At 43.0% G+C, this 2,342-nt stretch carries 2 protein-coding genes and 1 pseudogene; all 3 read left to right on the top strand.

The annotated features are described in order from the left end of the window. Positions 1–3: 3 nt before the first annotated feature. Positions 4–411 carry a hypothetical protein gene (locus ACFINM_RS09615; RefSeq protein ID WP_375641276.1) on the top strand — a complete coding sequence of 136 codons (408 nt, stop codon included), beginning with the start codon at positions 4–6 and terminating at the stop codon, positions 409–411. Positions 412–591: 180 nt separating this feature from the next. Beyond that, positions 592–1,068: a hypothetical protein gene (locus ACFINM_RS09610; protein ID WP_375641274.1), complete on the top strand. Its 477-nt coding sequence runs from the start codon at positions 592–594 to the stop codon at positions 1,066–1,068. A 21-nt stretch (positions 1,069–1,089) separates the two neighbouring features. After that, positions 1,090–2,342 (top strand): annotated as a pseudogene (locus ACFINM_RS09605) (hemagglutinin repeat-containing protein); the annotation flags it as partial.

Below are 2,342 nucleotides of genomic sequence, written 5' to 3'. Positions count from 1 at the left end.
AAAATGAAAATGTTGTTTAATTTATTAAGCCTGCTCATTCTGTTAACGGTTACTGGATGTGATATTGAAAACATTGACAAACCTGCTCCAGGGTACGTGAGTATGTGGGAGAAGGCAGGTGCGGATTCTACTGAGGTAGGAAAAGCCTTATTAGAATGTGGAATGCCGAGTCTTATCGATCCTGATTCAGAAAATAGAAAGCAGAGCATCAATGCAAAAGCAACAACTTATACATGTATGATTCAAGCAGGATTCCGTTATAAAGGGGGAGGGAGTCCGTGTTATACTTTTAAAGAGGAAAACCTTCCCATTTGTCAGCTTGGTGCTGTCATCCCACAGAGAAGTGTTGAGAAGCGCTTAAATAGCCCATTTTGTAAAAGGTATAAAAATGCGGATGAATGCCAACCTTAAGTTTTGCTGTTTGTGATGGTCAACAATCCCTCATCCTTGCCTTCGCTTGAAATGACGGGATTGTTTTCTCAACCAATCATCTCAATATTGTTCACCGTTGTTTTAAGCAGCGGTGACAGAAAATATCAACAGGCTTATGAGCTGTTTTATCGTAAATAAATCCATTGAAAGAGGGAAAAAATGAAGAAAATCTTAAAACTATTGAGTTGCATAGCTCTCTTAAATACAGCTGGATGTGTTAACCAACCTCCTCCATCAACTTTAGCATTATGGGAAAAACCAGGTGTCGATAAAGCGATGATCCAACAATCCTTATCAAAATGTGGTTGGAAACCGGTTTATGCTTCTTCTAGTGATATGAATTCGTATGCGAGTGAATTTGCCTCAGTTTATGAGTGCATGAAAAAAGCAGGTTTCCGGTATAAATTGCAAAATTCAAAAGGGCTCTATTTTACACAACCTCCCAAAAGTGGCTCATTCCTAAGCAATTTAATGATAGCAGGATATCAGCAATTTATGGACAATGACACCTTTGGTGTGACCAACAAAACGAAACAGGAACGGGCTTTACTAACGCATTTTGAGGATGAAAGAAAACGTCAGCAAAAGCAAAAAGCTTTACAAAAGCGATCACCAAAGCGTCCTTCCCATTCTTAAAGAGTTAGTTGGACAAAAAGCACGAATGATGAAGAGAGTTTTGAGCATCAAGGTTCTTCTCTCAATGCGGATGGTAATATCACCATCACTGCCAAGAAAAAAGATGTGACAATTGTTGGCTCTGATCTTGCGGGTGAGAATATTAACCTTTCGGCAGCGCATGATGTGAATGTGCTTGTTGGTCATAATAGCCATAAGTCAAACTCTGTAGAAGAACGGGAAGGCTTTGGGTTTCAGTTTGAAAAGAGCAACAGCGGTGCTTCCTTGGGGGTTGGAATTGCAAGCGCCAAAGATACGGGCGATCAATGGGAAACCACTTCCACACAATCACACATCACGGCACGCCAAGATGTGCAGATTACTGCTGACAATGATGTAAATATGCAAGCAGCCATTGTTTCGGCAAATCGTGATGTCAACATGGATGCCGGCAATAATATCACCCTATCAGAAAGCTATGATACCTCTAACGGCAAAGAGACACATGAAAAGTCTTTTGCTGGTGTGACAACTTCCGTTGATATCGGTGTCCTTGGCACGGTACAAGGCTTAAAAGATTCAGCGGACCGTATGAACAATAAGGATGGCAATAACACCGTTATTAATGGCATACTGACCGGCATGAAAATCAATCACCTCTTTAACAAAGGCAAGAATTTTGTTGATTGGCTGACTGGCAACACAGGAGAAAAGGGGAACGTAACCAAAGGACTGAGTAGCTCATTAGGAGGATTGGGGGGCTCCACCAAGGATGCTCTTGCCAATATGGCTGGTGCATCTGGCAGTGTAACCGTGGGCTTTAAAACTGAGAAAACAGAAGCCTCTTCTCAAGTCTCCACAGCGGTGACAGATAGCATAGAAGGCGGACGCGCTGTTAACATGCAAGCCCACAAAGGCAGCATTCATGGTGTTGGTGCTGATATTATCGCTGGTACCAATCCAATCTATGTGCTGGAAAATGATGCACAGAGCGGAAAGATCACCATGGAAGCAGGTAAAGATATCATCTTTGAAAGTGCACAAAACACGCAAAGCACACAAAACAGCAGTGAAAGTGCTTCAATGAGTGTTGGCACCGGTTATGGCACGGGTGGCGCAGGGGCAACGGGTAGTGCTTCTTTTAGTCAAGGGGAAGGTTCCAGTGAGGAAGTTCAACACAAAAACAGCCATATTATAGGCACCGGCACCGTTCATACCACGAGTGGGGCAAACACCACATTGGCAGGCGCCGTGGTTTCTGGAGAGCGTGTAGAAATGGAAGTAGGGGGTGATTT

It is taken from the genome of Bartonella sp. AA168HLJHH (assembly GCF_042197365.1).
Classification (GTDB): domain Bacteria; phylum Pseudomonadota; class Alphaproteobacteria; order Rhizobiales; family Rhizobiaceae; genus Bartonella.
This window is presented reverse-complemented; position numbering and strand designations above follow the sequence as displayed.